The sequence below is a fragment of the Streptococcus infantis genome, from assembly GCF_047463615.1.
Lineage (GTDB): Bacteria > Bacillota > Bacilli > Lactobacillales > Streptococcaceae > Streptococcus > Streptococcus infantis_X.
The window spans coordinates 148,222-163,886 of sequence record NZ_JASHDO010000001.1 but is presented as its reverse complement, the minus strand read 5'-3'; the positions used below and the strand labels follow the sequence as shown (position 1 = coordinate 163,886).

Here is a 15,665-nt window from a genome sequence, read left to right as displayed (position 1 = left end):
TTCTAGGAGATTTTTTAGTATTAATATAAAAGACAAACTCGATTTTGAGCTTGTCTTTTTGTTGTTCAATTAGAATAATCCAAGAACAGTTCCATCACTTTCAACATCCATGTTGAGAGCGGCAGGACGTTTTGGAAGTCCAGGCATGGTCATGACATCACCAGTAAGGGCAACGATAAAGCCTGCACCAAGTTTTGGTACCAATTCACGAATAGTAATTTCAAAGTTTTCAGGTGCTCCAAGTGCGTTTGGATTATCTGAGAAACTGTACTGAGTCTTAGCCATACAGATTGGCAGTTTATTCCAACCATTTTGAACGATTTGAGCAATTTGGGTTTTAGCTTTCTTTTCGAAGTTTACTTTGCTTCCGCGATAGATTTCAGTCACAATCTTTTCAATCTTTTCTTGAACAGAAAGGTCGTTGTCATAGAGACGTGTGTAATTTGCTGGGTTTTCAGCGATAGTATTGACAACCGTTTCAGCAAGCGCTACTCCACCTTCTGCTCCATCAGCCCATACGCTAGCTAGTTCGACTGGAACATCGATTGAAGCACAAAGTTCTTTCAAGGCTGCGATTTCTGCTTCTGTATCAGAGACAAATTCATTGATAGCAACAACCGCTGGAATACCGAACTTACGGATATTCTCAACGTGGCGTTTCAAGTTAGCAAAACCTGCACGTACTGCTTCCACATTTTCCTCTGTCAGAGCATCTTTAGCAACTCCACCATTCATTTTAAGGGCACGAAGAGTCGCTACAATGACTACTGCACTTGGAGCTGTTGGCAAGTTTGGAGTCTTGATATCCAGGAACTTCTCTGCACCAAGGTCTGCACCAAATCCAGCTTCTGTCACTGTGTAATCTGCTAAACGTAGAGCTGTTTTTGTCGCCAATACAGAGTTACAACCGTGGGCAATATTAGCAAATGGGCCACCGTGTACGAATGCAGGTGTACCATAGATTGTTTGAACCAAGTTGGGTTTAATAGCATCCTTCAAAATCAATGCCAAGGCACCTTCAACCTGTAGATCACCCACTGAAACAGGCGTACGGTCATAACGGTAACCGATGACGATATTTGCCAAACGACGTTTTAAATCTTCAATGTCAGTTGCCAAGCAAAGGATAGCCATGATTTCTGAAGCAACAGTGATATCAAATCCATCTTCGCGAGGAATACCATTAAGAGGACCACCGAGTCCAACAGTTACATGACGAAGAGCACGGTCGTTTAAGTCAACCACACGTTTCCAAAGAATACGACGTTGGTCAATTCCTAGCTCATTTCCTTGGTGCAAGTGATTGTCAATCAAGGCAGAGAGAGCATTGTTTGCAGTTGTGATAGCGTGCATATCCCCAGTAAAGTGAAGGTTGATATCTTCCATTGGTAGTACTTGGGCATAACCACCACCAGCTGCACCACCTTTAATCCCCATGACTGGTCCAAGAGAAGGTTCGCGAATAGCAATCATGGTTTTCTTACCAATCTTATTCAAAGCATCAGCAAGTCCGATGGTAATGGTTGACTTTCCTTCACCAGCAGGTGTTGGATTGATAGCTGTAACCAGGATCAATTTACCGACTGGATTTGCCTCAACCTCACGAATTTTATCAAAGCTAAGTTTAGCCTTGTACTTTCCATATAACTCCAAATCGTCTGCAGAAATCCCAAATTGGTCAACGACCTCAACGATTGGTTTTAGATCAATACTCTGTGCAATTTCAATATCAGTTTTCATAATAAACTCCTCTAACCTATGATGTGTTAATTCATTATAACACAAAACAAGATTTTTAACAGACAATAAACTTGATAACGTTCGTAAATATAACGCCTGCAAAGGATTTATCGGCTACTATTTTAATTTTTATATGCCTTTATAAGTTTTAACTATAGTTGAAAGCTTGGATTCCACATAATATTCTATAGCTTTCATTTTACTTACTGCTCATTTTTTTGTACAATAGTTCTATGAAAATTTTAGTTACATCTGGTGGTACAAACGAAGCAATAGATCGCGTTCGCTCCATTACCAACCACTCTACTGGTAGACTTGGTAAAGTTATAACTGAGGCTTTACTAAAGGCTGGGCATCAGGTCTGTCTGATTACTACGCAACAAGCGTTAAAACCAGCACCACACTCAAATTTATCCATCATTGAAATCAAAAACACTTCCGATTTACTTCGAGAGATGAAACGGATTGTTCCTGATTATCAAGTTTTGATTCATTCCATGGCAGTCTCTGACTATAGTCCTGTTTACATGACTGGTCTTGACCAAGTCCAAGCAAGCCAAGATTTAAGTGAGTTTTTGCATAAGAAAAATATGGAAACAAAGATCTCCTCTAAGGATGAGGTGCAAGTCCTATTTCTCAAGAAAAATCCTAAAATTATTTCTCTTGTCAAAGAATGGAACCCCAGTATTCATCTCATCGGCTTTAAACTGCTTGTTGATGTTACCAAGGAGCATCTGATTCAAATCGCTAGAGAAAGTCTTAAAAAGAATCAAGCTGACTTGATTGTCGCTAATGACCTCACTCAGATTAATGCTGATCAACACCTGGCTTACCTAGTTGAAAAGAATGATTATCAGATTGCTACCCACAAACAAGAAATTGCTGACTTGTTAGTGGAAAAAATTCAAGGATTTGACTGTTAGAAAGGAAAATTATGGCTCGTATTACACTCGCTGTTACAGGCTCTATTGCTTCTTACAAGGCTGCTGATTTGGTTAGTATCTTGAAGAAACAGGGGCATTCTGTTACTGTACTCATGACCCAGGCTGCGACTGCCTTTATTCAACCTTTAACCCTTCAAGTCTTATCTCAAAATACCGTACATCTCGATCTTATGCAGGAACCTTCTCCTGATAAAGTCAATCATATCGAGCTAGGCAAAGAAACAGATTTGTTTATCCTTGCCCCTGCAACCGCTAATACGATTGCGAAAGTCGCGCACGGTTTGGCTGATAATATGGTAACTGCTACTGCTCTTGCCTTGCCACACTACGTTCCAAAACTAGTAGCACCTGCTATGAATGCCAAAATGTATGACCATCCAGCAACTCAAACAAACCTAAAAACTTTAGAAACTTATGGTTATACAATTATTGCTCCAAAAGAGTCCCTACTGGCCTGTGGCGATGTAGGACGGGGTGCTCTTGCTGATCTTGATACTATTTTACAACAGATAAAGGAAAAACTTCATGAACAAACGCTCTAATATTGCTCCAATTGCTATCTTTTTTGCCAGCATGATCGTCATTCATCTGCTGAGCTCTATTGTCTTTAATGTCTTGCCATTTCCAATTAAACCAACCATTGTCCATATTCCAGTCATCATTGCTAGTATCATCTACGGACCACGGATTGGGGCTATCTTAGGTTTCTTGATGGGAATGATTAGCTTGACAGTCAATACGATCACGATTCTCCCAACCAGCTACCTCTTCTCTCCATTTGTACCAAATGGTAACATCTACTCCCTAGTTATTGCGATTGTACCACGCATCCTTATTGGTTTAACTCCATACTTTGTCTATAAACTCCTCAAAAACAAGGCGGGGCTCATCTTCGCGGGAGCACTCGGTTCCCTCACAAATACTGTATTTGTACTAGGTGGAATCTTCTTCCTCTTTGGAAATGTTTTTGACGGAAATATCCAAAAACTATTAGCTACTGTTATCTCAACAAATTCTATTGCAGAACTCATAATCTCAGCAATACTTACTCTAGTTATTGTTCCGAGACTTGAAAAAATCAAAAAATAAGAGGTCGGGATTTTCCCGACCTCAATTTTTATTTGCCCCGAGTAACTGACTCTGTATTTAATTAAGATTACAGACCCTTTAACGAAACTATCTAAAAGCATGATTGTAAAGACTCACCAATATGGGAAAAGCTTCAATCTTGGAAAAATGTTTACTTTCCCACAGCCTTTTATCTACTTATTATTGGGCTAGACGTGCTTCTTCTAAAATCTTTTCAATCTTTGTTGTCAGTAAATCAATAGCTACTGTATTGGTCACTCCTTCTGGAATAACGATATCTGCATAACGCTTTGTTGGCTCAATAAATTGATGATACATGGGTTTCACCACACCAAGATATTGGTCAATAACGCTATCCAGACTACGACCACGCTCTTCCATATCACGTTTAATACGGCGAATGATACGAACGTCATCATCTGTATCTACGAAAATCTTGATATCCATCAAATCACGAAGTCGTTTGTCCTCCAAAACCAAGATTCCTTCTACGATAAAGACATCCTGAGGTTCTTGACGATAAGTTTTAGAACTTCTGGTATGGGCAGCATAATCATAGGTAGGAATATCAACTGGACGACCTGCCAACAACTCTTTGATTTGCTCAATCATCAAATCAGTATCAAAAGCAAAAGGATGGTCATAGTTGGTCTTAATACGCTCTTCAAAGGTTAGATGAGATTGATCTTTATAGTAGGAATCATGCTCAATCATAGAGATTTTTTCATTTGGAAAATGCGACAAGATTGCTTTAGATACGCTTGTCTTTCCTCCTCCAGATCCACCTGTTACTCCGATAATGATTGGTCTATTTTGCATTGTAGCCTCCTTGTTTTTTCCCTTGTCTATTTTACCATATTTTTAATAAATTTTACAGATGGAGTTTTCTACAAAATAGAAGAAAAAATCCTCATAGCTAGAAGCTACAAGGATTTGTAATTGATTAATCGAAGTTAACGTATTCTTTAGAAAGTTCAAGAACTTCTTCCATTGTTGAACATTCAGTAAGAGCACGGTTAGCGTATTCTTGCATTTTAGCAGTGTCAAGTTTCTTCATCAAGCTACGTGTACGAAGTACAGATGTAGCTGACATAGAGAACTCATCCAAGCCCATTCCGACAAGAAGTGGAACAGCTGTTTGGTCACCAGCCATCTCACCACACATACCAGCCCATTTACCTTCAGCGTGAGCTGCTTTGATAACGTTGTTGATCAAACGAAGGATTGATGGGTTATATGGTTGGTAAAGGTATGAAACTTGCTCGTTCATACGGTCTGCTGCCATTGTGTATTGGATCAAGTCGTTTGTACCAATTGAGAAGAAGTCTACTTCTTTTGCAAATTGGTCTGCCAGCATAGCTGCCGCAGGAATTTCAATCATGATACCAACTTGGATGTCATCCGCAACTGCAACACCTTCAGCAAGAAGGTTTGCTTTTTCTTCATCGAAGACTGCTTTAGCTGCACGAAATTCTTTCAAAAGTGCAACCATTGGGAACATGATACGCAATTGACCGTGTACAGAAGCACGAAGAAGGGCACGGATTTGAGTGCGGAACATTGCATCTCCAGTTTCAGAGATAGAGATACGAAGAGCACGGAAACCAAGGAATGGGTTCATTTCATGTGGCATATCGAAGTAAGGAAGCTCCTTGTCACCACCGATATCCATTGTACGAACGACAACTGGTTTACCGTTCATTCCTTCAAGAACAGCCTTGTACGCTTCGTACTGTTCGTCTTCAGTTGGGAAGTCTTGAGAATCCATGTACAAGAACTCTGTACGGTAAAGACCTACAGCTTCTGCACCGTTTTCGTTAACACCTTCAACGTCTTTTGGAGTACCAATGTTGGCAGCCAATTCGAAGTGTTTACCGTCAGCAGTAACTGTTTGAGCATCCTTCAAGAGTGCCCACTCAGCTTTTTGTTGAGCGTAAGCTTCACCAGCTGCTTTAAATTCAGCTGCTTGTTCTTCAGTAGGGTTGATAATCACTTCACCTGTAATACCATTAACGGCAAGTAGGTCACCATCTTTAACGATTTCAGTGATGTTGTTTGTACCCAAAACTGCAGCGATTTCAAGTGTACGAGCCATGATAGCTGAGTGACTTGTACGACCACCAATGTTTGTTACAAAAGCTTTTACAAAGTTTTTGTCCAATTGAGCTGTATCAGATGGAGTCAAGTCGTGAGCAATCACGATCACTTCTTCATTGATAGAAGCTGGGTTTGGCAATTTTTTACCAAGGAGATTAGCCAATACACGTTTTGTTACGTCGCGGATATCCGCTGCACGTTCTTGCATATATGGGTTGTCTTCCATGCCTTCAAAGATTGTGATAAACATGTCAGTAACTTCTTTCAGACCTGCTTCTGCATTCACTTTCTTAGCACGGATAGTTTCTTTGATTTGACCGATCAATTCAGGGTCAGCAAGAACCATCAAGTGAGCGTCAAATACTTGTGCCGCTTCTTCACCAAGCGTACCTACAGCCTTCTCGCGGATAAGAGAAAGCTCGTTTTGAGAAGCTTCAAGAGCAACATCCAAACGAGCCTCTTCTGCATTTGTATCTTCGACTGTAACAGTCTCGAATGATAAATCCGGTTGAACGAGTAGATATGCTTTTGCAACTGCAACACCGTCAGATGCTGCGATTCCTTTAAGCATTTCTGTCATTTCCTTATGCCAATCCTTCTTTTTCCATTGTTTCTGAGATTGCAGCGATAGCGTCATCAGCGTCTGCACCTTCAGCAGTGATTGTAACGTCAGCACCTTGACCAACACCAAGGCTCATTACACCCATGATAGATTTAAGGTTAACTGATTTACCTTTGTACTCAAGAGTGATATCTGAAGCAAATTTGCTAGCAGTTTGTACCAACAATGTTGCTGGACGTGCGTGGATACCTGTTTCTGCCACTACGTGGAAATCTTTAGAAGCCATAGTTTGACTCTCCTTTAATAGTTTTCTTGTTGGGTTACATCTGATAACCCTTACAATTTAGTATTATATCACCTTCATTGATATTTTTCAAGTGTTTTATGGACTTTCTTCAATTTCCTTTCAGATAACTTGCAGAAAATCTTCTATTAAATTTAGCAAAACACAGTATGTAGTTTTTGTAGAATCTTTCCTCGTGTATTCAATGCTTTTTTTGAACTTTCTTTAAAAGTTTATACTATATATTGTGTTTGTAGGTAAAATCAGTAAAACAATTACACAAGATTTAGTTTTAGAAAGTTGACAAAGTTTTTTTTTCTGATATACTAAGAAAGTAATTAATATTTAAAGAGGACTTACACAATGGTAACCGTATATTCTAAAAACAACTGTGTCCAATGTAAAATGACCAAACGCTTTTTGGACAGTAATAATGTTGAATATAAAGAAATCAATCTTGATGAACAGCCTGAATACATTGATCAAGTAAAAGAGCTTGGCTTTAGTGCCGCTCCTATCATTCAGACACCAACAGAAGTTTTCTCTGGTTTCCAGCCAGGTAAACTCAAACAACTTGCTTAAGAATCAGGACAAAAGCTTCTATGTCTATCTTAGAAGCCTTTCTTTTGTAATTAGATAAAGGATTTTTTATGGGATTAAAACATCTTGAAGACGTGACTTACTTCCGTCTTAATAACGAAATTAACCGTCCTGTGAATGGACAAATCATGCTTCACAAAGACAAGGAAGCTTTAGAAGCCTTCTTTAAAGAAAATGTTGTACCAAATACAATGGTTTTTAACTCAATTACGGATAAAATCAACTTCCTCATTGAGCATAACTACATTGAGACAGCATTTATCAAGAAATATCGTCCAGAATTCTTAGAAGAGCTTTACCAATTTATTAAGGATCAAAACTTCCAATTCAAATCTTTCATGGCAGCATACAAGTTTTACAATCAATATGCTTTGAAAACCAATGACGGGGAATACTACCTTGAAAGCATGGAAGACCGCGTCTTCTTTAATGCCCTTTACTTTGCTGATGGTGATGAAGTGATTGCTATTGATATCGCTAATGAAATTATCCACCAACGCTACCAACCTGCTACTCCTTCTTTCTTGAATGCAGGCCGTGCACGTCGTGGTGAATTGGTATCCTGTTTCTTGATCCAGGTAACAGATGATATGAACTCTATCGGACGTTCTATCAACTCAGCTCTTCAACTTTCACGTATTGGTGGTGGTGTGGGAATTTCCCTCAGCAACCTTCGTGAAGCTGGTGCTCCTATTAAGGGTTATGAGGGTGCTGCTTCTGGTGTCGTACCAGTTATGAAGCTTTTCGAAGATAGCTTCTCTTACTCTAACCAACTTGGTCAACGTCAAGGTGCTGGTGTTGTCTACCTCAACGTCTTCCATCCAGATATTATTGCCTTCCTTTCAACTAAGAAAGAAAATGCTGATGAAAAAGTTCGTGTTAAGACCCTTTCACTTGGTGTTGTAGTACCAGATAAATTCTACGAATTGGCTCGTAAAAATGAAGAAATGTACCTCTTCAGCCCATATTCTGTAGAACTTGAATATGGTGTGCCTTTCAACTACATCGATATCACTGAAAAATACGATGAATTGGTCGCAAATCCAAATATCCGCAAGACAAAAATCAAGGCGCGTGATTTGGAAACTGAAATCTCTAAATTGCAACAAGAATCTGGCTACCCTTATGTTGTCAACATTGATACGGCTAACCGTGCAAATCCTGTTGATGGTAAGATTATCATGAGTAACTTGTGTTCTGAGATTCTTCAAGTTCAAGAACCAAGTTTGATCAACGATGCTCAAGAATTCCTGCAAATGGGAACAGACGTTTCATGTAATCTTGGTTCAACTAACGTGGTCAACATGATGACTTCACCTGACTTTGGTCGTTCTATCCGTGCTATGGTTCGTGCCCTTACTTTCGTCACAGATAGTTCACACATCGTAGCTGTCCCTACTATCGACCATGGAAATAGCCAAGCTCATACCTTTGGTCTTGGTGCAATGGGACTTCACAGCTACCTTGCCCAACAACTCATCGAATACGGATCACCTGAGTCTGTTGAGTTTACAAGCATCTACTTCATGCTTATGAACTATTGGACCTTAGTTGAGTCAAACAATATCGCGCGTGAGCGTGGTATCACCTTCCACAACTTTGAAAAATCAGACTATGCTAACGGAAGCTACTTCGACAAGTATGTAACTGGCGAATTCCTTCCAAAATCAGAACGTGTTAAAGAACTCTTCAAAGATATCTTTATCCCTACTGCTGCTGACTGGGCTGAACTTCGTGATAAAGTTAAAGCAGATGGACTTTACCACCAAAACCGACTTGCTGTAGCGCCAAATGGTTCTATCAGCTACATCAACGATGTTTCTGCCTCTATTCACCCAATTACGCAACGTATCGAAGAACGCCAAGAGAAGAAAATCGGTAAAATCTACTATCCTGCTGCTGGTTTGTCAACAGAGACAATTCCTTACTACACTTCTGCTTATGACATGGATATGCGTAAGGTCATTGATGTTTATGCTGCTGCGACTGAGCACGTGGACCAAGGACTTTCACTCACACTCTTCATGCGTAGTGATATTCCAACAGGCCTTTACGAATGGAAGAAAGAAAACAAACAAACAACACGTGACTTGTCTATCCTTCGTAACTATGCCTTCAACAAAGGTATCAAGTCTATCTACTACGTCCGTACCTTTACCGATGATGGTGGAGAAGTCGGTGCTAACCAATGCGAGAGCTGTGTGATTTAAGTCATCTCTCAAAAGTATTACATTCACTCAATCCATTAAACGTATTTTGCTGATAAAATCATGTAAGAACATAAAAGTCGGGCATCCGACTTTTTGTTCGATTATAGCATAGAATTATGATAAAATAAAAATGATTATGTTATCGCATTACTACACACAGAAAGAGATTTCAAATGAAAACTTACTACAAAGCCATTAACTGGAATGCCATCGAAGATGTCATCGATAAATCAACCTGGGAAAAACTGACTGAGCAGTTCTGGCTCGATACGCGTATCCCTTTGTCAAACGACTTAGATGACTGGAGAAAGCTTTCTAACAAGGAAAAAGACCTTGTCGGTAAAGTTTTTGGAGGTTTGACCCTTCTTGATACCATGCAATCAGAAACTGGTGTCCAGGCTCTTCGTGCTGATATTCGTACACCTCACGAGGAAGCTGTTTTTAACAATATCCAGTTTATGGAATCTGTCCATGCTAAATCTTACTCTTCTATCTTTTCTACCTTGAATACCAAGTCTGAAATCGAAGAAATTTTCGAATGGACCAACACCAATCCATATCTTCAGAAAAAAGCGGAAATTATCAATGAAATCTACCTAAACGGAACGCCACTTGAAAAGAAAGTAGCTAGTGTTTTTCTTGAAACCTTCCTCTTCTACTCTGGTTTCTTCACTCCTCTCTACTATCTTGGAAACAACAAGTTGGCCAACGTAGCTGAGATCATCAAGTTGATCATTCGTGATGAGTCAGTTCACGGAACCTACATTGGTTATAAATTCCAACTCGGTTTCAACGAATTGCCTGAAGAAGAGCAAGAAAAGCTTAAAGAATGGATGTACGACCTGCTCTATACTCTTTATGAGAATGAAGAAGGCTACACAGAGAGCCTCTATGATGGTGTTGGATGGACTGAAGAGGTTAAAACCTTCCTTCGTTACAATGCTAATAAGGCTCTTATGAACTTGGGACAAGACCCTCTCTTCCCTGACTCAGCGGACGATGTCAACCCAATCGTTATGAACGGGATTTCAACCGGTACATCAAACCACGACTTCTTCTCTCAAGTTGGTAATGGTTATCTACTTGGCGAAGTTGAAGCTATGCAGGATGATGACTATAACTATGGACTAAATTAATACCTAACCTAAAAAACATCTAAGTTTATTTACAAACTAGATGTTTTTTTTTGTTTATTTTTGTTTTCTTTAAGTTGCTTAGCTGTTTAAAATATGATAAAATAATATTAGATTTGGGGGTGGTTCAATGCTGAAGCAAGAAAAATTAGATACTATTTTAGAAATTGTTAATACAAAAGGAACGATCACTGTTAAAGAGATTATGGGTCGCCTAGATATTTCAGATATGACAGCTAGACGATATTTACAAGAGTTAGCAGATAAGGATTTACTGGTTCGTGTTCATGGAGGAGCCGAAAAACTTCGAACAGGTTCCTTATTAAATAATGAGCGTTCTAACGTTGAAAAACAGGGACTACAAACAGCAGAAAAACAAGAAATTGCTCGCTTTGCTGGTCATTTAGTTGAAGAAAGAGAAACTATTTTTATCGGTCCAGGTACCACCTTAGAGTTCTTTGCGCGTGAGCTTGCTATCGATAACATTCGTGTTGTTACAAATAGTTTGCCTGTATTTCTCATTCTAAACGAGCGTAAGTTAACTGATCTAATTCTAATCGGTGGTAATTATCGTTCAATTACTGGAGCATTTGTAGGCACTCTAACCCTCCAAGATATTTCCAGTTTGCAATTTTCAAAAGCCTTCGTTAGTTGTAATGGTATTAAGGATCATGCTATCGCTACTTTTAGTGAGGACGAAGGAGAAGCTCAGAAATTAGCACTGGAAAACGCCAATAAAAAGTATCTCCTCGCTGACCATAGCAAATTTGATAAGTTTGATTTCTTTACATTTTACAACATTTCAGATATCGATACTATTATCACTGATTCTAAATTAAGTGACGAAACACTCCTATCCCTATCTAAACAAACTAAAATTATCAAGTCTAAACCTTAAACTTTACAACTAGTCATAGAATCTAGTAGCTACTACTATTTTCATGGCTAGTTTTTTATTTTTCAATCAATAGTTTTTTTAGTGAAAGAAGTAAAGAGAAGATTTAAATTGCATACAAGCTTTATAATGAAAACACCGCACAAAGCATAAAGAAATTATCTCTAAGATCTATCAAAAATATAACGATAGTAGCCAATTAGTATGAACATAAAAAGCATCGAAAATCGATGCTTTGCTATTAAACTCCTATATGAATATCTGGAAATTTATCTGAGATTAAATTCCAAAGTTCTTCCAGTTGCTCTTGAACTGTTTTAGTTGTTTTCAAGGTCATGTCTTGTTTTTTCTTAGCGTTCTTACGAACATAGCAGAACTGGTAGACTTTATTTGTGATTAGGGAACGGTTAATTCTCGTTTCAACTAGATAGAGTTGCTCAACATCTCGTAGGTCTAAAGCTTGAGTCCCTTTAAAGTAAGTGATGAGATGATTTTTATAGAGGATTACCTTCAGACTCTCATCATAAAATTCTGCCAAACCAGCTAGATTTTCAACATTTCCTTGCAATTCAGGATAGGCTTGATAAAGCTCTTCAAAAGCTGCGATAGATTTTTTACGAAGAAGAAAGGCACTCACTAATGTAACTAGACCAATTCCTCCAAAAATTGCAGCACTTATGAGATGCCACCAGCCATCTTTTGAGTGTTCAGTCAAACTCAGATAGACACTTGAATTCATGTTCAATGAAACAGTTGAATCAGGTTCAAGTATAGAGTCAAGAAAGCCAGACAAATCTACAATTCTATTATTTCGAGATTTGTTGTTAACATTTTTACTTAGAGGTTGTAACTGTGTACCTACTAGAGTAGCTGGATTATCTATAAGTGTTTCAGTTGCAGCTTGATCCATAAGTTTTTGAATCTCTTTATCATTTTCTTTAGCCTCTACAACTGCAAATTTACCATCACCATCATTGCTATATTGCACAAGATATAAAACACTTCCACCTTCAACTTCTCCAACTACTTCTGGATAAATATCATAGACAGTCATAGTAACTTCTTTACCTGACCGTGTGTCGTCTGAAAATGGATCCATTGGATGCTGATGATCATTCCACATGAAGACAGTTCCTGCAGAAAAAGCAAAGAAAACTAGTGAAAGAATAAGCCCTGAAATAAAGCCTTTATTTCTTTTTTCTTTAAACATAATAATCTCCTTTAGTTTGATGATTAAATTATAGCAAAAATTCCTATAAATTTCAATAATCATCTTAAAGACAAATACTATTAAATCGGGAAAGAAAGCGCTTATCAAAAATAATATATGATATTTCAAAAAAAGAGCTTGAGATAATCTCAAACTCTCCTATCATTTCAAATCCTATTTTCTTGCCATCTGTTCATCTTGCTTAAGTTGCTTGACTAATTGTTCTATACTATCAAATTTCACCATGTCACGGATACGGTCTAACCAATATACATTTACAGTTTCGCCATAGATGTCATCAGAAAAATCAAAGATATGAACTTCAAAGCGCTCTTCTTCACCATCAAAGGTCACATTTTTGCCTAGACTAGCCATTCCACGATAGACTTTTCTCTGAATTTCAACATCAACAGCATAGACACCATCAGCCGGCATATAAGTCCGATCCAAATTGACTAGATTGGCTGTAGGAAAGCCAATAGTTCGACCACGGGCATTGCCATGAACCACTACACCTCTAGTTGGCAGTGGAGCACCGAGAAGTTTTCTAGCTTCTTTCACATCACCCTCTAAGATGGCTTGACGAATTCGTGTAGAACTAATTTTCCCTTTTTCGTCCTCAACTGGTGGAACGATAATCACTTCACCATGGAAAAGTTCTTTTAAATCTTCGGCTGACTTTCTGTCTGATCCAAGACTATAGTCAAAACCAACCACAATCGTATCTGCCTTTGCTTCCTTGACATAGCTATCAATGAATTCTTGAGCAGTCATATTTGCAACTCGACTAGAAAAATCCATCAAATACAAGCTTTCAACTCCAGCTCTCTTCAATCTACGCTCACGTTCACTAGCATTCAGAATATGCAATAAGTGTTCAGGTGAGTATTGATTAAGGGTTAATTTTGGGGATTCGTTAAAGGTTACTAGAGCTACTCCCTGGCGCTTTTCAGCAGCAATCTTAGAAGCTATGTCAAATAATTTTTGATGTCCAAGGTGAACTCCATCAAAATAACCTAATACAAGGACGTTTGGTCCTGGTGTTGCAATGTCTTTTTCTGTTTTAATAGGTACTGTAATAATCATAGTATTTATTATACCAGAAAAATGGCGCTTTCAAAACAATTTAGACTTAATCTATGGCATAAAACTTAGAATAAACTTTTTTTCACTTCTTTACGTAGTTGCTCTAGACTATCTATTCCATATTTGTCCATGACCCTAGGAAGATTTTCAATGATATCAGGACAAGCGTAAGGGTTTGTAAAGTTTGCTGTACCGACTCCAATAGCTGATGCTCCAGCCAGATACATTTCTAAGGCTGCTTCAGCCGAGTCAACACCACCCATTCCAATAATTGGAAGATTAGTAGTTTGAGCTACCTGCCGAATCAGTTTTAAGGCTACTGGTAAAATTGCAGGACCCGACATCCCGCCAGTTCCATTAGCAATGATTGGTTTTCTAGTTTTGAGATCAAAGCGCATACCAACAAGGGTATTGATCATAGTGAGACCACTAGCACCTGCGTCCTCTACTACTTTTGCGATAGTCACGATATCAGTTACACTTGGTGTCAATTTAACGTAAACTGGCACTTCAGATGCCCCTACAGCTGCTTTTACCACATCATAAGCCAAATCTGGGTCTTGACCAATTAAGAGTCCGTGATTTCCATGGTCAACGTTGGGACAGGAGATATTTAGCTCAATAGCCTTTACATTAGCTGCCTTAGAGATTCCACGGGAAACCTCTGAATATTCTTGTTTTGAAAATCCAGCTACATTGGCGATTATAGGGAGATTGGGATACTCTCTTTGCAACCAAGGTAACTTTTCAGAGAGAACCGCTTCTAAACCAGGATTTTGCAAGCCAATAGCATTGAGCATACCTGCAGGTGTTTCTGCCACTCGTGGAATTGGATTACCAAAACGTGGTTCTAGGGTAGTCGCCTTAATCATGATAGACCCTAAAAGATCCAAATCATAGTATTTGGCATACTCTTGACCAAAGCCAAAACAGCCTGAAGCAGGAATGATAGGATTCTTTAATTCTAAGCCTGGTAGAGAGACTTGTAATCGATTTGTAGTCATGATACTCTCCTTATAAAACAACAGTTCCTGTTTTAAATACAGGCCCATCTTCACACACACGTTGACTAACTGTTTCACTATCAGGTACTTTCAAGACGCAAGCGTAGCAAGCTCCCATGCCACAGGCCATACGAGATTCTAGAGATAGATAAGCTCTTGGATGGTCATGGAAGGTTTGATTGATATATTTCATCATACCAGGCGCACCGCATGAGTAGATTGCATCAAATTCTGTGTCAAATTCATTAATCACTACCGATACGTTTCCTTTAATACCATAAGATCCATCATCAGTCGTTACAAAGACCTGACTAAATCTGGATAATTCATCTTCCAAAATAACAGCATCTTTAGTAGCAAATCCTAAAACACTTGTTATTTCAACACCTCTCTCATTCAGTTGTTTAGCTACTTCGAGTAAGGGTGGCACTCCGATTCCACCACCAACTATAAGAACACGATTCTGCTTGCCTAAATCAGATAAATCAAAGCCATTTCCTTGAGGCCCCATAACATCTATGCTATCACCTGTTTTTAAGCTTGAAAAGATTGCTGTCCCTACTCCTTCAACTCGATAGATAAGTCTGCATTGCTTAGTCGCCTTATCTATTGATGAAATCGAAATTGGACGACGTAAGAGATGGGCATCATCAGGTACACGCAAATGAAGAAATTGGCCCGTTTTCATAGCTTCTACCATTTCTCCTTCAAGTACAAGCTCAAAGATTGCTGGCGCGATTTCCTCCTGAGATACTACGCTCATAACTTCCAAGCGAATAGCACCCATGCGTTTTTTACAATTTGGATTCATA

General features: G+C 38.8%; 15 protein-coding genes. 7 read left to right on the top strand and 8 right to left on the bottom strand.

All coding sequences use genetic code 11. The features are described 5' to 3' along the window. Positions 1-69 precede the first annotated feature (69 nt). The gene (locus QM874_RS00805; RefSeq protein ID WP_414315840.1) at positions 70-1,740 is read right to left on the bottom strand and encodes a formate--tetrahydrofolate ligase; all 1,671 of its coding nucleotides are present in this window, start codon (positions 1,738-1,740) and stop codon (positions 70-72) included. Between the two features lie 233 nt (positions 1,741-1,973). Here QM874_RS00805 and QM874_RS00800 point away from each other — a divergent pair, with 233 nt between their 5' ends. Genes QM874_RS00800 through QM874_RS00790 form a run of 3 tightly spaced genes read left to right on the top strand, consistent with a single transcriptional unit; the run spans position 1,974 to position 3,773 of the window. Further along, positions 1,974-2,663, top strand: coding sequence for a phosphopantothenate--cysteine ligase (locus tag QM874_RS00800; protein WP_414315839.1), 690 nt, complete (start codon positions 1,974-1,976; stop codon positions 2,661-2,663). 11 nt (positions 2,664-2,674) lie between these two features. Beyond that, the gene (gene coaC, locus QM874_RS00795; protein ID WP_414315838.1) at positions 2,675-3,226 is read left to right on the top strand and encodes a phosphopantothenoylcysteine decarboxylase; all 552 of its coding nucleotides are present in this window, start codon (positions 2,675-2,677) and stop codon (positions 3,224-3,226) included. After that, positions 3,210-3,773 carry an ECF transporter S component gene (locus tag QM874_RS00790; protein ID WP_001042711.1) on the top strand — a complete coding sequence of 188 codons (564 nt, stop codon included), beginning with the start codon at positions 3,210-3,212 and terminating at the stop codon, positions 3,771-3,773. The genes coaC and QM874_RS00790 overlap by 17 nt, the downstream gene beginning before the upstream one ends. 180 nt (positions 3,774-3,953) lie before the next feature. Here QM874_RS00790 and udk read toward each other — a convergent pair whose 3' ends face one another. The 3 genes from udk to QM874_RS00775 all read right to left on the bottom strand — a co-directional run bounded on the left by udk (position 3,954) and on the right by QM874_RS00775 (position 6,718). Next, positions 3,954-4,592 carry a uridine kinase gene (gene udk / locus QM874_RS00785; protein ID WP_007555045.1) on the bottom strand — a complete coding sequence of 213 codons (639 nt, stop codon included), beginning with the start codon at positions 4,590-4,592 and terminating at the stop codon, positions 3,954-3,956. A 124-nt stretch (positions 4,593-4,716) separates the two neighbouring features. After that, the gene (ptsP, locus tag QM874_RS00780) at positions 4,717-6,450 is read right to left on the bottom strand and encodes a phosphoenolpyruvate--protein phosphotransferase (RefSeq protein WP_153225717.1); all 1,734 of its coding nucleotides are present in this window, start codon (positions 6,448-6,450) and stop codon (positions 4,717-4,719) included. A 4-nt stretch (positions 6,451-6,454) separates the two neighbouring features. Then, positions 6,455-6,718 (bottom strand): phosphocarrier protein HPr, encoded by a 264-nt coding sequence (locus QM874_RS00775; RefSeq protein WP_000146952.1) that lies wholly within the window; start codon positions 6,716-6,718, stop codon positions 6,455-6,457. 360 nt (positions 6,719-7,078) lie between these two features. Here QM874_RS00775 and nrdH point away from each other — a divergent pair, with 360 nt between their 5' ends. The 4 genes from nrdH to QM874_RS00755 all read left to right on the top strand — a co-directional run bounded on the left by nrdH (position 7,079) and on the right by QM874_RS00755 (position 11,556). Next, positions 7,079-7,297, top strand: coding sequence for a glutaredoxin-like protein NrdH (gene nrdH, locus QM874_RS00770; protein WP_000259242.1), 219 nt, complete (start codon positions 7,079-7,081; stop codon positions 7,295-7,297). 68 nt (positions 7,298-7,365) lie between these two features. Continuing rightward, positions 7,366-9,525: a class 1b ribonucleoside-diphosphate reductase subunit alpha gene (gene nrdE, locus QM874_RS00765; RefSeq protein WP_414315837.1), complete on the top strand. Its 2,160-nt coding sequence runs from the start codon at positions 7,366-7,368 to the stop codon at positions 9,523-9,525. 173 nt (positions 9,526-9,698) lie between these two features. Next, positions 9,699-10,661 carry a class 1b ribonucleoside-diphosphate reductase subunit beta gene (gene nrdF / locus QM874_RS00760; protein ID WP_049505006.1) on the top strand — a complete coding sequence of 321 codons (963 nt, stop codon included), beginning with the start codon at positions 9,699-9,701 and terminating at the stop codon, positions 10,659-10,661. A gap of 127 nt (positions 10,662-10,788) precedes the next feature. Further along, positions 10,789-11,556: a DeoR/GlpR family DNA-binding transcription regulator gene (locus QM874_RS00755; RefSeq protein ID WP_414315836.1), complete on the top strand. Its 768-nt coding sequence runs from the start codon at positions 10,789-10,791 to the stop codon at positions 11,554-11,556. A gap of 238 nt (positions 11,557-11,794) precedes the next feature. Here QM874_RS00755 and QM874_RS00750 read toward each other — a convergent pair whose 3' ends face one another. From QM874_RS00750 to QM874_RS00735, 4 genes are all read right to left on the bottom strand, one after another. Further along, positions 11,795-12,763, bottom strand: a complete 969-nt coding sequence (locus tag QM874_RS00750; protein WP_414315835.1) for a hypothetical protein — start codon at positions 12,761-12,763, stop codon at positions 11,795-11,797. Between the two features lie 174 nt (positions 12,764-12,937). Continuing rightward, positions 12,938-13,849 (bottom strand): bifunctional riboflavin kinase/FAD synthetase, encoded by a 912-nt coding sequence (locus tag QM874_RS00745; protein WP_414315834.1) that lies wholly within the window; start codon positions 13,847-13,849, stop codon positions 12,938-12,940. A gap of 65 nt (positions 13,850-13,914) precedes the next feature. Then, a complete protein-coding gene (locus tag QM874_RS00740) occupies positions 13,915-14,901 on the bottom strand; it encodes a dihydroorotate dehydrogenase (RefSeq protein ID WP_414316194.1) in 987 nt (328 codons plus the stop codon). Further along, entirely contained in the window at positions 14,864-15,664 is an 801-nt protein-coding gene (locus tag QM874_RS00735; RefSeq protein ID WP_414315833.1) for a dihydroorotate dehydrogenase electron transfer subunit, read from the bottom strand. Before QM874_RS00735 ends, QM874_RS00740 begins: the two co-directional genes overlap by 38 nt. Position 15,665: the final 1 nt, after the last annotated feature.